15 protein-coding genes, 1 other RNA gene and 1 pseudogene are annotated in these 16648 nt (G+C 67.2%); 3 read left to right on the top strand and 14 right to left on the bottom strand.

Features of this window, described 5'->3' with window-relative positions; all coding sequences use genetic code 11:
• Nucleotides 1-24 precede the first annotated feature (24 nt).
• From G6N53_RS13160 to prfB, 13 genes and pseudogenes are all read right to left on the bottom strand, one after another.
• Nucleotides 25-1371: an APC family permease gene (locus G6N53_RS13160; RefSeq protein WP_163888934.1), complete on the bottom strand. Its 1347-nt coding sequence runs from the start codon at nucleotides 1369-1371 to the stop codon at nucleotides 25-27.
• Nucleotides 1372-1481: 110 nt separating this feature from the next.
• A pseudogene (locus G6N53_RS30435) lies at nucleotides 1482-1655 on the bottom strand (SDR family oxidoreductase); the annotation flags it as partial.
• 310 nt (nucleotides 1656-1965) lie between these two features.
• Nucleotides 1966-2187, bottom strand: a complete 222-nt coding sequence (locus G6N53_RS13150; protein WP_163888932.1) for a hypothetical protein — start codon at nucleotides 2185-2187, stop codon at nucleotides 1966-1968.
• Nucleotides 2188-3127: 940 nt separating this feature from the next.
• Nucleotides 3128-3496, bottom strand: a transfer-messenger RNA (tmRNA) gene (gene ssrA, locus G6N53_RS13145).
• Between the two features lie 83 nt (nucleotides 3497-3579).
• Entirely contained in the window at nucleotides 3580-4431 is an 852-nt protein-coding gene (locus G6N53_RS13140; protein WP_163888930.1) for a maleylpyruvate isomerase family mycothiol-dependent enzyme, read from the bottom strand.
• A gap of 99 nt (nucleotides 4432-4530) precedes the next feature.
• The gene (locus tag G6N53_RS13135) at nucleotides 4531-6708 is read right to left on the bottom strand and encodes a putative bifunctional diguanylate cyclase/phosphodiesterase (RefSeq protein ID WP_237166737.1); all 2178 of its coding nucleotides are present in this window, start codon (nucleotides 6706-6708) and stop codon (nucleotides 4531-4533) included.
• Between the two features lie 166 nt (nucleotides 6709-6874).
• A complete protein-coding gene (locus G6N53_RS13130) occupies nucleotides 6875-7720 on the bottom strand; it encodes a DMT family transporter (RefSeq protein ID WP_264063481.1) in 846 nt (281 codons plus the stop codon).
• Entirely contained in the window at nucleotides 7717-8214 is a 498-nt protein-coding gene (smpB, locus tag G6N53_RS13125; protein ID WP_163888928.1) for an SsrA-binding protein SmpB, read from the bottom strand. The genes G6N53_RS13130 and smpB overlap by 4 nt, the downstream gene beginning before the upstream one ends.
• A gap of 2 nt (nucleotides 8215-8216) precedes the next feature.
• Nucleotides 8217-9110, bottom strand: a complete 894-nt coding sequence (ftsX, locus tag G6N53_RS13120) for a permease-like cell division protein FtsX (RefSeq protein ID WP_163888926.1) — start codon at nucleotides 9108-9110, stop codon at nucleotides 8217-8219.
• Nucleotides 9111-9800, bottom strand: a complete 690-nt coding sequence (gene ftsE, locus G6N53_RS13115; RefSeq protein ID WP_163895844.1) for a cell division ATP-binding protein FtsE — start codon at nucleotides 9798-9800, stop codon at nucleotides 9111-9113. It abuts the gene before it with no gap.
• Nucleotides 9801-9844: 44 nt separating this feature from the next.
• A complete protein-coding gene (locus G6N53_RS13110) occupies nucleotides 9845-10363 on the bottom strand; it encodes an Rv3103c family proline-rich protein (protein ID WP_163888924.1) in 519 nt (172 codons plus the stop codon).
• Nucleotides 10360-11316: a mechanosensitive ion channel family protein gene (locus G6N53_RS13105; protein ID WP_163888922.1), complete on the bottom strand. Its 957-nt coding sequence runs from the start codon at nucleotides 11314-11316 to the stop codon at nucleotides 10360-10362. The genes G6N53_RS13110 and G6N53_RS13105 overlap by 4 nt, the downstream gene beginning before the upstream one ends.
• Nucleotides 11306-12421: a peptide chain release factor 2 gene (gene prfB / locus G6N53_RS13100; RefSeq protein ID WP_163888920.1), complete on the bottom strand. Its 1116-nt coding sequence runs from the start codon at nucleotides 12419-12421 to the stop codon at nucleotides 11306-11308. Before prfB ends, G6N53_RS13105 begins: the two co-directional genes overlap by 11 nt.
• Before the next feature lie 197 nt (nucleotides 12422-12618).
• Here prfB and G6N53_RS13095 point away from each other — a divergent pair, with 197 nt between their 5' ends.
• Nucleotides 12619-13995 carry an FAD-dependent oxidoreductase gene (locus tag G6N53_RS13095; protein ID WP_163888918.1) on the top strand — a complete coding sequence of 459 codons (1377 nt, stop codon included), beginning with the start codon at nucleotides 12619-12621 and terminating at the stop codon, nucleotides 13993-13995.
• A gap of 14 nt (nucleotides 13996-14009) precedes the next feature.
• Here the strand turns inward: G6N53_RS13095 and G6N53_RS13090 are convergent, their stop codons facing one another.
• On the bottom strand, nucleotides 14010-14357 hold the full coding sequence (locus tag G6N53_RS13090) for a hypothetical protein (RefSeq protein ID WP_163888916.1): 348 nt from the start codon (nucleotides 14355-14357) through the stop codon (nucleotides 14010-14012).
• A 23-nt stretch (nucleotides 14358-14380) separates the two neighbouring features.
• On the opposite strand from G6N53_RS13090, the gene hisN reads away from it, so the two are divergent.
• Both hisN and G6N53_RS13080 read left to right on the top strand, forming a co-directional pair.
• Nucleotides 14381-15160: a histidinol-phosphatase gene (gene hisN, locus G6N53_RS13085; protein WP_163888913.1), complete on the top strand. Its 780-nt coding sequence runs from the start codon at nucleotides 14381-14383 to the stop codon at nucleotides 15158-15160.
• A 108-nt stretch (nucleotides 15161-15268) separates the two neighbouring features.
• Nucleotides 15269-16642, top strand: coding sequence for an acyl-CoA dehydrogenase family protein (locus tag G6N53_RS13080; protein ID WP_163888911.1), 1374 nt, complete (start codon nucleotides 15269-15271; stop codon nucleotides 16640-16642).
• The last annotated feature ends 6 nt before the right edge of the window (nucleotides 16643-16648 follow it).

Below are 16648 nucleotides of genomic sequence, written 5' to 3'. Positions count from 1 at the left end.
AACGATCGGGCCGCGGGCCCGGCCTCACGACGCCGCGCGGCGATCCGCAACCCGCGCCACCGCGTACAGCACAGCACCGACCGCGACCAGGATCGCCGCGAACAGCCACACCGTGGCGCTCTGCTGGGTCATCAGCAGCACGCACGACGCCACGCCGAGCACCGGGACGGCCGTCCACACCCGGAAGTGGTCGTGGGTGACGGTGTCGCGGCGCAGCACCAGCACCGCCACATTGGTCGAGATGAACACGACCAACAGCAGTAGAACCACCGTCTCGGCCAGCGTCGACAGATCTCCGACCAGCGTGAGCAGCATCGCCACCACCGTGGTGGCCAGGATGGCCACCCAAGGGGTGCGCCGGTTCGGCAGCACCCTGCTCAGCACCGCAGGCAGCAGACCGTGGTCGGCCATGCCGTAGGTGAGCCGGCTCGCCATGATCATGGTCAGCAGGGCGCCGTTGGCCACGGCCACCAGCGCGATGGCACTGAACACCCAGGCCGGCACGCCGACGCCGGACGCGTCGACGACCGCCAGCAGCGGCCCCGACGACTCGGACAGCTCTGCGGGTGGGAGCGCGATGGCGCTGGCCACCCCCACCAACGCGTACACGACCCCGGCGGTGATGAGGGAACCGAACAGCGCCGCCGGATACACCTTGCTGGGGTTGCGGATCTCCTCGGCCACGTTGGCCGAGGTCTCGAACCCGACGAACGAGTAGTAGGCGATGATCGCGCCGCCGAGGATGGCCAGCGCGGGAGCGGAGCCATCGGGGAGCTGACCGACGCGGCCGAGGTCGCCACGACCGCCGCCGACCATCACGGCCACGGCGATGATCACGATGAGCAGACCGGTGAGCTCGATGACCGTCATCACGACGTTGGACTTGAGCGATTCGCTGATCCCGCGGGCGTTGAGGGCCGCGACCAGCGCCAGGAACACGATGGCCGCCGGTATCGCCGGGACGTCGATGAACGTGGTGAGGTAGTCACCGGCGAAGGCCAGCGACAGGCCCGCCGCACTCGTCACTCCGGCGGCCAGCATGCAGAAGCCGATGAGGAACGACAGCAGGGGTCGCCGGAAGGCCCGTTGCGCGAAGACGGCGGCGCCGCCGGCTTTCGGATACTTGGTGACGAGTTCGGCATAGGACCCCGCAGTGAGCAGCGCCAGGAACAGCGCCACCAGCAGCGGCGCCCACAGCGCGCCGCCGACGTCCTCGGCCAGCACCCCCATCAGCGCGTAGATACCGGCCCCGAGCACGTCGCCGAGGATGAACAGGAACAAAAGGGGGCCGGTGATCTCGCGTTTGAGTTTGCGCCCGTCGCACTCGTCGTCGGTCGCGTGCGCACGCGCAGTGGTCGGTTCCGATGTCACGCTCGCCTCCCCGGTGCGCTGAAAGCCAGCGCGTCAGCCGAATTCGACCGATGACATACCCGCTTCGGGGCGGGGTAAGCACGGCCGGCGTGGAGCTGGCCGGATCGCCGCTATTGCGCGAGGTACCCGCCGTCGACGGGGAGCACGGCGCCGGTGATGAAGGAAGCGTCGTCGGAGGCGAGGAAGACGATGGCGCTGGCAACTTCGGCGGGTTCGCCGATGCGGACCATCGGGTGCATGTCTTCGATCGCCGCCAGGTACTCCGAGCCACCGGGTTCCTCCGGGAGCTGCTTGATGTTCGGTGTGGCCGGACAAGTCCTGACCGGATGTGCGTCACCGCCGGGGGCTATGAGGTGGAGGCTTCATCCTAGGTGGACGCGCCAACGAGGACATCGCCGATTCCGATGACGACGCCGTCGGCTCCGCCGGGATCAACGACGTAGCCGACATGCTCCAGGCCGGTCAGACATTCACTGAGGCTGCAATTCGAGAGTTGCTGGACGGCGTCGGGGCGGAGTGACGGAGAGGCACAACGCAGGAAAGCCCCGCTCCGGGATCACCGGGCGGGGCTTTCTGGTGACTGCGGGCAGAAGGCTAGGTCGTGCACATCTCCACTGCCAGAGACTCGACATCACTGGATTTGAGTTCAAATTCTTCCTTGCTGAAAGTCCGTTCGACCTTCCGGTCGCCACAGGTTATGCGCACCGTCTGATCGTCCGACCCCCACACCAGCGGGTCCAGCGCCGCTACGATCAGCCCAGCAGGCACGATCGTGCTCAACGCCAGAACGAGCGCGACGACAAACTTGATGCCCATCGGCAGTGCGGTAAGCCACTGCGCGAACCTGTCTCCCCAACTTCTTCTATCCCCCATAGAGCTGAGAGTAGAGCGCACACGTCCAGTCTGTGAACTGCTGCATCGCGGTGGTAGCGCGCAGCAATAGGGTTCAAGGTGTGCGGGATCTCGGCGACGTCGACGCTGAGCTGAGACTGCTGCGTCTTGGTCTTCGGCGGACCTAGCTCGTAGCCTGTCCGGTCATAGGTCCGTTCCACACCCTGGTGATCCTGACGATGTTGGTCGCCATGTTGACGTCCGGTGGCCGCAGCGCAGTGGCCTCGCTCCAACGGGCACCGGAGGCCACCAAAAACTCCACGAGTGGCTTCCAGTGGTCGGTGACGTTGTCCAGCAGAGGGCAAAGTCTTCGTGGCTGAGGCAGGTCATTTCTTCCCGCTCGGAGGTTGGCAGTCGTTGACCGAGCGCTGGGTTGGTCGGGATACGTCCGGCCCGCACGGCTGCGTTGAGCGCCGAGGACAAGAACCCGTGCTTGTTGGAGATCGTCTTGCCCGATGCTCCCCCGGCGGCGAGATCCTGGGTCCACTTCGCGACGTGCTCGCGGGTGCGCCCAGTCAGCGGAAGCTCGCCGAGCGCCGGGCCGATGTCCTTGCGCAGATACGACTGGTAGTCCCACAGGGGCGACTTCCGGAGCCCGGTCAGATGCTCGATGTGGTGCTCCATCCATTCCTGGACCGTCATCGTCGTCATCTCGGGATCGGTGCCCAGTGCCGTCAGCGCCTGCGCGGCTCCGAACTTCTCGACCAGACCCTTGAACTTCGTCGCTGGACGTGCTCGGTGCCGTTCTTGCGGGTGACCGGTCGCAGCGACGCCATAGCGGGCACTTCAGACCCGAATGTTGATGAGATGTTGATGGAAAAAAGAAAGCAGGCCAGGGGGATTACGTCCCTGACCTGCTTCTTTCTGGTGGAGCTGCCGGGAATTGAACCCGGGTCCTACGGCATTCCCTCAAGGCTTCTCCGTGCGCAGTTCGCTATGTCTCTACTCGGATCTCCTGCTCACGCGAACAAGTCAGGATGACGATCCCAGTCGCTGTTTGATGTCCCGATACATCCCGCGACCGGACGTATCGGTGGGTCCCTCTAGCTGATGCCAGGGTCCGGGCCGAGGGCGCTCCCGGTCTGACAGACTCACCGTCGCTTAAGCAGCGAGGGCGAAGTCGCGCTGATTAGAATCGGCGCTTAATTGGTTGCAACGACGCTTACGGTGGTCAGTTGCCTGCACCGGCACGCTTCCCTTGATTCGATGCGCGAAGTCGAAACCGTTCAGCCCCTCGCACCCCTGCCGACCTCCGGCAGGACCTTTCATACTACCGGTCCGTTCAACACCGTCCAGCGACTAATTAATCCACAGGGGTCAGATCACGTAGTTCAGGCGCTCGACGATGCGACGGCTGACCTCCTCGTCGCCGGTGTAGCCGATCTCCGTGCCGGCTGTCGCCGGTGTTGTCCGGCCTCCCGCCACCCGGGTGAACAGCACCGCGTCCAGGGTGATCGTCGTGGTCGGCTCGTCGGCGCCGAAGTCCGGGACCACGCGCCCGCGGCCGTCCACCGCGACGTTGATCTCCCGCGCCAGCGGCCCCGTCAGCTCGATCCTGACCCGGGAACCGTCGGGCGCGCCGCCCAGCTTGCCCACCACGAACCCCATGCTGGCGGTCATCTCGTCCAGCGCCAGCCTCGACGCCGGACCGTCGAGCTCGTCGCTGCCTGCAGGCCGCCCGAGCGCGTCCCGGATGTCGAGTTCATGCATCCAGCAGTCGAAAACCCGTACCCGCATGAACCGCCCGTAGGTGTCGGGCCCGGCCGGCGTCGCGGTGGTGGTGTTCCACTCCTCGGCCGGCATCTCGGACAGCACCACCTGGCGCTGGGCGGTCACGTTGCGGAACTCCCCGTGCAGCTCGGTGTGGCCGAGGTCGCGAAGTTTCCACACCCAGTGCTCGTTCAGCACCCCGATGTCGTTGCGCACGTGTTCGAGGGCCGCGACGTCGATGTCCGCCTGCGGCGTCGGCATACCCTGCAGCATCGATTCCGTGCCCACCATGTGGGCGACGACGTCGTGCACCGTCCACCCGGGCAGCGACGTCGGCGCCGTCCAGTCCTCGGGACGCACCGTCTGCAACAACGCATCGATGTTGCGCCACGACGCAAAAAGACCATCGAGCACGTCGGACTTGTCGAGCAGGGTGACGGGGCGAGAGGGGCTGTTCACCCGGCAGAACGTAGTGCGTTCCGGCCGCGAGCGTGCGCGAAATGCACGTTCCGCCCGGCGTGTCGGCGAGCAGACGCGCCCGCTCGCGGGGACTGTGGGTCAGACGGGCGCGCCGTGCGCCTTCGAACCGTGGCTGAGCTCGGTGATGGGAACCGCGCTGCCGAACAGATGACCCTGGGCGAGCCGGCACCCGGCCAGGTAGACCGTCTCTGCCTGGGGAGGCAACTCGACGCCTTCAGCGATCACCGACAGTCCCAGCTCGCTGCACAGCCGGACGACAGACCGGTACATCGTCAGATTCCGTTCGGAATCGGTACCCACGGCGAAGCTGCGATCGAGCTTGACGATCTGCACCGGCAGCGCGTGCATGTACATCAGCGAATTGAATCCCGCACCGAAGTCGTCCAGCGCCACCCTGACACCCAATGACTGCAGCCGGTTGATCTGCGCGGCGGCGTCGGCGAGGTCGACGATCGGCACGGTCTCGGTGATCTCCAGGACGAGCCGGGTCGGTTCCACGTCGTGGCGGTCTATCGCGCGGCGGACGTGGTCCTCGAAGGACGGGTTGCCCAGCCGTGCCGCCCCGATGTTGACGTGGATGGTGAGGTCCAGACCGGCAGCCTTGACGTCACTGCACGCCAGGTCGAGGACCAGCGCATCGAGTTCGGCACCCAACCCCGCTGCTTCGGCGGCCGCGACGAAAGTCTGCGGGGCGATGTCGATTCCACTCGGCGCGGTCCACCGCGCCAGAGCTTCGACCGCCACCGGGATCCGCCCGGGGAGGCGCACGACCGGCTGGTAGGCGAGCCTGAACCCGTCGGGAACACCACCGCGCGCCCGCCGCAGCGCAGTCGGGAAATCGTCCTGAAGGCCGGTGGACGGTTGGTAGATCACCGCGGTGTCCTTGCCGAGCCGCTTTCCGGCATACATCGAGATGTCGGCCCGCCGCAACAGATCGTCCGACGTCTGGTCCAGCCCGTCGGCATCGGACCGGACCAGCCCCATGCTGGCCCGCACCCGCAGCGACGAGCCGTGCACCGCGAAGGGATCCCGCAGCGCCACCCGCAGCCGGTCGGCGACGATCTCCGGCTCGTCCGCCTCACCGGCGATCAGGATCGCGAACTCGTCACCGCCGATGCGCGCCAACGTATCCGCCTCGGTGATGCACCGCGTGAGGCGCTCACCCACCGCCCGCAACAGGTCGTCGCCCGCGGCGTGTCCGAACCGGTCGTTGACCTCTTTGAAGTCGTCGAGATCGACGAAGATCAGCACAAAACGGCCATCGCGGATCGCCTCGTCGAGCCGTTGGGCGAACAGCAGGCGATTGGGCAGTCCGGTCAGCGCGTCGTGGTGGACCTGATAGGCCAATCCCCGCTGGGCCCAGTACAACCGTTGGGTCAGCAGGTGCTGGGCACGCATCGCCACCACCTGGCGCACCGCGACCAGCAACACCATCACCACCGTCAGACTGACGACGAAAGTGGTCAACTGCCGCCCGGTAATCACATGGAAGGCGAAAAGCTGTGCTACGCCGAGGAATCCGATGTACGGGAGGATCAGCTGCGCCCAGTCCATCCCGGGGTTCTGGCGGTCGTCGGCATCATGCTGTCGTGGCGACCGGACCACCATCGCGTAGGCCAATATCAGCGGTCCGATGGCGAAACCTATTGCAGCCCATCGTTGACCGCTCACCGAACCCACCGATGTGAAGTAGGCGACCAGCCGGTCGGAAGAGGCCATGGTGACGATACCGCCGGCCAGCAGAAGGTAGTTCGCCCGAAACGGGCGATCCGGGCGGTAGATCATCGTCATCATCACCGCTGCCACCACCACGACCAGTTCAGCGAGCGCGAACCCGACTTCGATCACCGGATTCGCCGACCGCGGCAGTGAGGCGGTCGACCCGACGCCGAAACCCCCGATCGCACACAGGATCAGAAACGCCGCGGCCGCCACCACCCCGTCGAGAACGGTGGTGTCCCTGAACTGCCGCAACCAGCCATCCTGCGGTTCGGTGGCACCGCCGCTGGAACGCACCAGCACCACCACCGATGCCAGCGCGAACACCGGACACAGCAAATACGCGACAAGCCCTGCCGGCGCCACCGGATCACCGTCCGCCCCGGCGCCGCCGGCCCACCAGAGACCTTGACCGACCAGCCACGCCGTCAACCCCGCCGCGAGGAGCAGCCGCCACCGGCGCGCCATCCCCTCGGCCCGCAAACCGACGACGAGGCCGCAGACCACCGCCCCCAGTCCCGCAGCCAACTGGAGCATCACTTCCCCGCGCTGAGCCGCCTCGTCTCCCCACGGTGCCAGTGCGTTGACCGACACCAGCGCAGTGACGATGGCGAACAGCCAAAGGCGCAGCTGGTTTGACTTGACCGGCCCCTCCCTCCGCTGCGGGCGGCGCCCCCGTTTCGGGGTTGAACCCTGACCGTAGCTAACCGGAGGCGATCATTGCGACAGATGCCAGAGCCAGCACCATGCCGATCGCCTGCCACCGGGTCACGCGCTCACGCAGGACCATGATCGCCAGCAGGACGGTCGCGGCCGGATAGAGCGCGATCAGGACACCGGCCAGCGACAACATCGACGACTGCAGGGCAAGCAAAGTGGCAACGTTGGCGATCGTGTCCAGCACGCCGGCGAACACCGCCAACCGCAGCGGAATGCCCCGCTCGAGCACCAGGTTGGCCGTGACGACGGCAACCAGCAGCACGATGGCCGTCGCCGCGATCCGGCCGAACACCAGCGGCCACAACTCGGCCTCGGGCGGCACCTGATCGAGGACGACGAAGTTCATCCCGAACGCCACCCCGGCGCCGACGGTCAACCACGCCACCTTCACGGTGAACCTGTGCGGTCTGACGTCCTCGTCGGTCGCCTCGCGGCTGACCAGCACAACCGCGGCGAGCGCCAGCGCCACGCCGACGAGGGCGATCACCCCGGGCCGCTCCCCCAGTGCGAGCCCGAAACCCACCGGGATCCCGGCGACCAGGATCGCCGTCAGCGGCGACACCACCGAGATCGGCCCCGAACCCAGCGCGGCGTAGAACCACCACACCCCGAACGCCTGGGTCACGCCGGACAGCACGCCCCACACCACGGCGGGGGTGTCGATCTGACCCCCGAACGGCACCGCGATGACGACCAACAGCACCAGCGCCACCGGGTAGGACACCAGCACCACCCGCAGGGCCGCCACCCGCCGTGACGCGATACCGCCGACGAAGTCGCTGACGCCGTATCCCAGCGCCGCGATCAGCGCAGTGAAGATGCCGGTCAGGAGGTCATGCCCTTGACGCGACGGCCCAGTTCCCGGGTGACCTCGCGCTCGGCGTCACGACGGGCCAGATCCTGGCGCTTGTCGTGCGCCTGCTTGCCGCGGGCCAGCGCCAACTCCACCTTCACCCGCCCGCCGGTGAAGTACAGCGACAGCGGGACCAGGGTCAGGTTGCCGTCGCGGATCTTGCCGATCAGGTTGTCGATCTCGCGGCGGTGCAGCAACAGCTTGCGATTCCGCCGCGGCGCGTGGTTGGTCCAGCTGCCGTGGTGGTATTCCGGGATGTGCAGGTTGCGCAGCCAGATCTCGCCGTCGTCGACGGTGGCGAACGCATCGGCCAGCGACGCCTGGCCCTCGCGCAGGCTCTTGACCTCGGTGCCGACCAGCGCGACCCCGGCCTCGAACGTATCGAGGATCGCATAGTTGTGCCTGGCCTTGCGGTTGGTGGCAACCACCTGGTTGTTGCTGTCCTTGGCCGTCTTGGCCTTCTTCGCCACGGCTACCTTCGTACGTACAGTCGCAACGTCGCATACGCCGTCACCCCAGCCATCGCCACACCCACCAAGAGCAGGATCGGCGAGATGTAGAGGATGTCGGCGTAGTCGATCCTGGCGATCAGATTGGCCTGGTAGAACTGGTCGAGCGCGTTCTCCAGGAACAGTGCGCGCACCGCGATCAGGCCCACGATCGAGATCAGCACGCCGATCAGGGCGGCCAGCATCGCCTCCACCAGGAACGGCAGCTGGGTGTACCAGCGGCTCGCGCCGACCAGGCGCATGATTCCGATCTCGGTGCGGCGGGTGTAGGCGGCGACTTGGACCATGTTGGCGATCAGCAACACCGCACCGATCGCCTGCACCAGCGCCACCGCGAACGCGGCGTTGGACAGCCCGTCGAGCACCGCGAACAACCGGTCGATCAGGTCCTTCTGGTTCAGGACATTGAGCACGCCCGGTTGGCCCACCATGGCCTCGTCGAAGTCCTGGTGCTGCTCGGGGTCTTCGAGCCGCACCACGAAGGACGCCGGGAACGCGTCCCGGCCGGCGACATCCTTGTACTGGGGGAACTTCTGGATCGCATCGTCGTATGCCTCGTCGCGGTTCAGGAAGCGCACCGACCGCACGTCGTCACGGTCCTCGATCGCCTGCCGCAGCGCCACACACGGGTCGGCGTCGCAGTTCGGATCGTTGGCCGAGACGTCGTTGGTGAGGAAGACCTGGCTCTCGACCCGGTCGAGGTAGATGTCGCGCGACTGGTCGGCAAGGCGCACCACCAGCAGCCCGCCGCCGAGCAGACCGATGGAGATCGCCGTGGTGAGGATCATCGCGACGGTCATCGTCACATTGCGGCGAAGCCCCGTCAGGACCTCGTTGATCAGGAAGCCGAAGCGCACTTAACGGTCCATTCCGTAGACGCCGCGCTGTTCGTCACGAACCAGCCGGCCGAGTTCGAGTTCGACGACCCGCTGGCGCATCGAGTCGACGATGTGATGGTCGTGGGTGGCCATCAGCACTGTCGTGCCCGTGCGGTTGATCCGCTCGAGCAGGTCCATGATGTCCTTGCTGGTGTCGGGGTCCAGGTTGCCGGTCGGCTCGTCGGCCAGCAGCACCAGCGGCCGGTTCACGAACGCCCGGGCGATCGCGACGCGCTGCTGCTCACCGCCGGACAACTCCGCGGGCAGCCTGTTGGCCTTGCCGGACAGCCCCACCATCTCGAGCACGTCGGGAACCACCCGGTTGATGGTGTCGGCGCGCTTGCCGATCACCTCCAGCGCGAAGGCGACGTTCTCGAACACCGTCTTCTGCTGCAGCAGCCGGAAATCCTGGAACACACAGCCCATCACCTGCCGCAAGCCCGGGATGTGGCGTCCGGACAGCTTGTTGACGTGGAACTTGGAGACACGGATGTCTCCCGACGACGGCTGGTCCTCGGCCAGCAGCAGCCGCATGAACGTGGACTTGCCGGATCCGGACGGTCCGATGAGGAAGACGAACTCACCCTTGTCGATCTTGACCGAGATGTTGTCGAGCGCTGGACGTGCCGACGACTTGTACTGCTTTGACACATGGTCGAGGGTGATCATCACGGCACGCCAGTGTAGCGGGCAGACATCCGATTACCTCGGCACTACTGCGGGGGGACCGTGGTCGGCGGTACCGGAGCGGTCGGCGCGAGGGTGGGGACCTGCGCCGGAGTCTCGGTCGGCGCCTGGGTGAACGTCTCCGGGCTGCCCGGTCCCACGCCGTCGGGGTCGATGACGGTCGTCGTCGGGCCCTCGGGACCCGTCGGGGTCGTCGTCACCCCGGGCAGCGGCGGTTCCGTCGTGCCGGTCGTCGTCGGGGTGGTCGTGGTCGTGGTCGTGGTGGTCGTCGGGGTCGTCGTGGTGACCTCGGGTTCGCGGGTGCGCACGTTGGTTCGCGGCACCCAGGTGTAGTTCGGGTCGGGCACGAAACCGGGCGGCACCACCGACGATTCCGGCGCCGCCGGCGGTCGGGCCGGCGGCTCGAAGACCTGAGCCACCCAGGACAGCGCGATGAAGGCGACGATGAGCCCCGCTGTCGACGTGCGGATCCGGCCGCCCGGCATGTACCGCGGCCAACCCCGGTCGTCCCGGCGCCAACCGCGCAGCTTCTCCCCGAGGTTCATTTCTTGGCCTCCGCGCGGCCCTGGGCCTGCTCGCTCTGTCCGGCGATGGTGTCGAAGGTCGGCGGGTGCTCGCTGGTGGCGATGCCGGCGCGGTTGAGGGCCGCGATGATCCGGATGCGCAGCCGGCGGCCTACTTCGTACTGCTTGCCGGGCAGCGTCCGGGCCACCATCCGCAGGTTGACGGTGTCCAGCTCGATGCTCTCCACACCCATCAACTGCGGCGTGTCCAGCAGCAGTGCGCTGAGTCCCTCGTCCTCCATGGCGTCCACGCCGACCGCGTGCAGCAGTTCGTTGACCCGGTTGAGATCGGCGGTGGTGGGCACCGGGATGTCGACGACCGCGCGCGCCCAGTCCTTCGACATGTTCAGCGAGCGGACGATGTTGCCGTTCGGCACGGTCCACACCTCGCCTTCGCTGGTGCGCAACTTGGTCACCCGCAGGGTGACCTCCTCGACGGTGCCCTCGGCCTCATCCGGTGCGCCGAGCATGTTGACCTGCACCAGGTCACCGAAGCCGTACTGACGTTCGGTGATGATGAAAAACCCGGCCAGCAGGTCCTGCACCAGCTTCTGAGCGCCGAAACCGAGCGCCGCGCCGAGCACCGCCGCCGGTGCCACCAGGGACCCCACGGGGACGTTGACCACATCGGTGATCTCGACCGCGACCACGACGAACAGGATCGCGATCGACACCCACGAGATCACCGACGCCACCGCCTGGCGGTGCTTGGCGCTCTCCGAGCGCACCAGCTGGTTGCTTTCCTGATACTCGGCGTCGATTCGCCGCGTCACCCGCCGCGCGATCCAGTTGATGAACCTCGCGGCCAGCAGCGCGCCGATGACCAGCAGGGCGATCTGCAATCCCTGCGTAAGCAGCCACACGCCGATTTCGCCGTGCCAGAAGCTGCGCCAGCCCTCGGCGAAGTTGAGGGCTTGATAGGTACTAGTCGTCATCTTTTCTGTTGCGCCACCGAATACCGGCTTCCAGGAAGCCGTCGATGTCTCCGTCCAGCACGGCGGCTGGATTTCCGACCTCGTACTCGGTGCGCAGGTCCTTCACCATCTGGTAGGGGTGCAACACGTAGGAACGCATCTGGTTACCCCAGGAGCTGCCGCCGTCGCTCTTGAGGGCGTCCATTTCGGCCCGCTCTTCTAAACGCTTGCGTTCCAATAACTTTGCCTGAAGCACGCGCATCGCCGACACTTTGTTCTGCAACTGCGACTTCTCGTTCTGACAGGTGACGACGATACCGGTCGGGACGTGGGTGAGTCGAACAGCGGAGTCGGTGGTGTTCACCGACTGACCGCCAGGCCCACTGGAGCGGTAGACGTCCACCCGGACGTCGCCCTCGGGGATCTCGATGTGATCGGTGGTATCGACGACGGGCAGCACCTCGACGTCCGCGAACGACGTCTGACGGCGATTCTGGTTGTCGAACGGGCTGATCCGCACCAGGCGGTGGGTGCCCTGCTCGACCGAGAGGTTCCCGTACGCATAGGGCGCGTGCACGGCGAAGGTCGCGCTCTTGATGCCCGCTTCCTCGGCGTAGGAGGTGTCGAACACCTCGACGCCGTAGTTGTGCTGCTCAGCCCACCGGATGTACATCCGCATCAGCATCTCGGCCCAGTCGGCGGCGTCCACTCCGCCCGCACCCGACCGGATGGTGACGACGGCTTCGCGCTCGTCGTACTCACCGGAGAGCAGGGTGCGCACCTCCATCGCCGCGATGTCCTCACGCAGCTGGGCGAGCTCGGCGTCGGCCTCGACGAGCGCAGAGTCGCCTTCCGCCCCCGCCTCCTCGCCGGCCAGCTCGTAGAGCACCGGCAGGTCCTCGAGGCGCCCGCGCAACTCCTCGACGCGCCGCAGCTCTCCCTGGGCGTGCGACAGCTCGCTGGTCACCTTCTGGGCGTGCGCCTGGTCGTCCCACAGGTTCGGGTCGGACGCCTGCTGCTCCAGCATCTCGATGCGACCGCGAAGCGCCTCGACATCGAGAACCCGCTCCACCGTGGTGAGCGTGGTGTCGAGGCTGGCGATGTCGCTTTGACGGTCAGGATCCACGGGAGTTCAGGGTACTCACCGTGTCGGCGGCAAACGCTCATCGGCATGTTCTCGGAAAATCAGGCCCGATTCCGGACGACCCTGGCGGAATGCCGTGTCTGGGGTTCCTCGCGATCTAGCATCGGGATGGAACCTCGCCCGGCCGCGTCGCGACAGCCCCTTGCGCGCGCCCGGGCAGCGACAGAAGGCAGCCCTACATGCCCGAAAACCGGCCCTACCACGTGGCCATCGTCGGCTCAGGACCCTCGGGGTACTTTGCCGCCGCGTCCCTGCTGAAGTTCGCCGACTCCGACGGTGACCACGACGTGCGCGTCGACATGCTGGAGATGTTGCCGACCCCGTTCGGGTTGGTGCGCTCGGGCGTGGCCCCTGACCATCCGAAGATCAAGTCGGTCAGCGCTCAGTTCGAGAAGACGGCGATGGATCCGCGATTCCGCTTCTTCGGCAACGTCGTCGTCGGGGAGCACGTGCATCCGGTCGAGCTGGCCGAGCGTTATGACGCCGTCGTCTACGCCACCGGCGCGCAGTCGGATCGGTCGCTGGGGATCCCGGGCGAAGACCTTCCGGGCAGCGTGGCCGCAGTCGACTTCGTCGGTTGGTACAACGCGCACCCTCACTTCGGCGAGATCGCGCCCGACCTGACGACCGGACGTGCGGTGGTGATCGGCAACGGCAACGTTGCGCTGGACGTCGCGCGCATCCTCGTCAGCGACCCCGACGTGCTGGCGGCCACCGACATCGCCGACCACGCGCTGGAGTCGCTGCACGGCCGCGGTGTGGAAGAGGTGCTGGTGGTGGGCAGGCGCGGTCCGCTGCAGGCCCCCTTCACCACGATGGAGCTGCGAGAGCTCGGCGAACTCGAAGCGCTCGGCGACGTCGACATCATCGTCGACCCCGCCGACCTGGCGGACATCACCGACGACGATCTCGAGGCAGCGGACAGGACGGTGCGCAACAACATCAAGGTGTTGCGCGGGTACGCGGAGAACACACCCGCAGGCGCGACACGTCGCATCGTGTTCCGCTTCTGCACCTCCCCGATCGAGATCAGAGGCGAGGAGCGGGTCGAGTCGGTCGTGCTCGGCCGCAACGAACTGGTCAGCGACGCCGATGGCCGGGTGAGCGCCAAAGACACCGGCGAACGTGACGAGGTGTCGGCGCAGCTGGTGGTGCGGGCGGTCGGCTATCGCGGCATGCCCACACCGGGGTTGCCGTTCGACGAGCGCGCCGGGACCATCCCGCACGTCGACGGGCGGGTCGCGGGCAGCCGCAACGAATACGTCGCGGGCTGGATCAAGCGCGGCCCCAGCGGCGTGATCGGCACCAACAAGAAGGACTCCCAGGCCACCGTCAACACCCTGCTCGAAGACCTCAGCACCGCCGAGCTGGCCGACTTCGGCGACGACCACGCCGATCAGCTGGCGAGGTGGCTGGTGGAGCGGCAGCCGAAGGTGGTGACCGACGACCACTGGAAGCTGATCGACGAACACGAACGCTCGGCAGGCGTCGGGGCCGGGCGGCCGCGGGTGAAGCTGACGAGCGTGGCGGAACTGCTCCGCATCGGGCACGCCTGACGACGAAGCGGAAGTCAGGAGTCCTGAATGGGCGGCGGGGGTGCGGGCTGCGGCGCGAACGCCCACTTCTCGGGATTGCGCGGCGAGTACACCACCTCGAACAGCTGACCCATGGTCGGCCAGTTGTTCACGTCGACGGCCATCCGGGTGTAGACGGTGTACTCGTTGACCGTCGCGCCGTTGATCACCCCGGTGATGGTGACGTACTGCTCGCCCTCCACGTCGGGCCGCGGGCTGACCCCGGTGACGACCATGGTGCCCGGCACCCAGTCGTTGGCGACGCCGCGTTTGCGCCGGATCCACGGCGCGAGGAGCAGCGCCAGCGCGCCGCCGAGCAGGAGGAGGATTGCGAGTTCGGCCACCCCCACATGGTAGGACGGCAGGTATGGACACCCTGCTGGACGACATGGCACTGGCGCTCGAGTTGGCCGACGAGGCCGACTCGCTGACGATGCAGCGCTTCGGGGCGGTGGACCTGCGCGTGCAGACGAAGCCCGACATGACACCGGCGACCGACGCCGACCTCGACGCCGAGACGCTGCTGCGCGACCGGCTCGCACACCGTCGGCCCGAGGACTCGGTGTTCGGTGAGGAGTTCGGCGGCACCAGGGAATTCAGCGGCCGGCAGTGGGTGATCGACCCGATCGACGGCACCAAGAACTTCGTCCGCGGCGTGCCGGTGTGGGCCACATTGATCGCGTTGCTCGTCGACGGCGTCCCGGTGGTCGGCGTGGCGAGTGCGCCGGCTCTGGGCCGACGCTGGTGGGCCGGCGAGGGGCAAGGGGCGTTCACATCCTTCGGCGGCGCGACCCGGCAGATCTCGGTCTCGGAGGTCAGTGCGCTCGACGCGGCGAGCCTGTCGTTCTCCGACATGACCACCGGGTGGGAGGCGGGCCGCTCGCGGTTCGTCGACCTCACCGACGCCGTGTGGCGCACCCGCGGCTACGGCGACTTCTGGTCGTACTGCCTGGTCGCCGAGGGGGCCGTCGACATCGCCGTCGAGCCGGAGGTCAAGTTATGGGATCTGGCACCGCTGGACATCCTGGTACGCGAGGCCGGTGGCCGGTTCACGAATCTGGCCGCCGACCCGGGTCCGCACGGTGGCAGCGCGGTGGCGACCAACGGGTTGCTGCACGACGAGGTTCTGGCCCGCCTGGAGGTGTGAGGTCCATTACAAGTCGGTGAACCTTACTGGAGAGTCAGTTCCGGTACCTTACTGTGGAGTCAGTTGCGCGATCGCGCATCCCGAACCACCACACGAGGGCAGCTGCCAATGACGAACACCCTGCCTCCCAGACGGAGCGGCCACGAGAGCGCCGTCGGCCTCCAGAAGCACAAGCGAAGTGTGATCGACGTGGGGATGGCCCTGCTCACCCCGCTCATGGGCCAGGAATTCCTGGACAAGTACAACCTGCGTGACCCGCTGAACCGGGGCATCAAGTACGGCGTCAAGCACGGCTTCTCCGCTGCGGGCGCCACGACCCGGCAGTTCAAGCGGATCCAGGGCGTGGGCAAGCCGGCCACCCGGCTGAAGGCCGGCGGGTCGGACTACTTCGACCTGACGCCCGACGACGACCAGAAGATGATCGTCGAGACGGTCAACGAGTTCGCCGAAGTGATCCTGCGGCCTGCCGCCCACGATGCCGACGACGCCGCGACGTACCCGGCGGATCTGATCGCGAAGGCTGCCGAACTGGGCATCACCGCGATCAACATCCCCGAGGACTTCGACGGCATCGCCGAGCACCGCAGCACCGTCACCAACGCGCTCGTCGCCGAGGCACTGGCCTACGGCGACATGGGATTGGCGCTGCCGATCCTGGCCCCCGGCGGCGTCGCCGCCGCGCTCACCCACTGGGGCAGCGCCGACCAGCAGGCCACCTACCTCGAAGAGTTCGCCGGGGAGAACGTGCCGCAGGCCTGCTTGGCGATCGCTGAGCCGCATCCGCTGTTCGACCCCACCGCGCTGAAGACGACGGCGGTGCGCACCCCGAGCGGATACCGGCTCGACGGGGTCAAGTCGCTGGTCCCGGCCGCCGCGGATGCCGAGTTGTTCATCATCGCGGCCCAACTCAACGGCAAGCCGGCGCTGTTCATCGTCGAGGCGTCGTCGCAGGGACTGACGGTCAAGGCGGACCCGAGCATGGGGATCCGCGCCGCCGCCCTCGGCCGAGTCGAGCTGGACAAGGTCACGGTGCCGCTCAGCGCGCGGCTGGGCGAGGACGGCGCAAACGACCAGGACTACTCCGAGGCGATCGCGCTGTCCCGGCTGGGCTGGGCGGCGCTGGCCGTCGGCACCTCGCACGCAGTGCTCGACTACGTGGTCCCCTACGTCAAGGAGCGCGAAGCCTTCGGCGAACCTATCGCCCGCAGGCAGTCGGTGGCGTTCATGTGCGCCAACATCGCGATCGAGCTCGACGGGTTGCGGCTGATCACCTGGCGGGGAGCTGCACGTGCGGAACAGGGTCTGTCATTCGCCCGCGAGGCGGCCCTGGCAAAGAAGCTCGGCACCGACAAGGGCATGCAGATCGGCCTCGACGGCGTGCAGCTGCTCGGCGGCCACGGCTTCACCAAGGAACACCCGGTCGAGCGCTGGTACCGCGATCTGCGTGCCATCGGCGTCGCCGAAGGTGTTGTGGTCCTTTGATTCCCA

Origin of the sequence: Mycolicibacterium hippocampi (assembly GCF_010723735.1) — a bacterium.
GTDB classification, from domain to species: domain Bacteria; phylum Actinomycetota; class Actinomycetes; order Mycobacteriales; family Mycobacteriaceae; genus Mycobacterium; species Mycobacterium hippocampi.
The sequence above is the reverse complement of the archived record's forward strand: the minus strand, read 5'-3'. Positions and strand labels throughout refer to the sequence as shown.